The 249-nt window shown below is 42.2% G+C and carries 1 protein-coding gene; it reads left to right on the forward strand.

The annotated features are described in order from the left end of the window. Positions 1-249, forward strand: a 249-nt coding sequence (locus SB717_RS38275; protein ID WP_410908420.1) for a TonB-dependent receptor plug domain-containing protein, incomplete at both ends; no start/stop codon positions are given.

Here is a 249-nt window from a genome sequence, read left to right on the forward strand (position 1 = left end):
GTATTCGTGGGCTGGGAACTTATTCGGATGCGACAAGCCTCTTATATGGTGTTGATGGTATGTTCTATAGCAATATTGATTTCTTGAACCCGAATGACATTAAGTCCATGAACGTACTTAAGGATGCATCTTCTTCCGCTATTTATGGGGTAAGGGCTGCCAACGGGGTTATTATTATAGAAACCAAATCCGGAGGTAAAAACAGAAAACCGACCATAGAGTATAATGGTTACACTGGGATTCAGCGGG

This window comes from Priestia sp. SIMBA_032, assembly GCF_046535215.1.
GTDB lineage: Bacteria > Bacillota > Bacilli > Bacillales > Bacillaceae_H > Priestia > Priestia aryabhattai.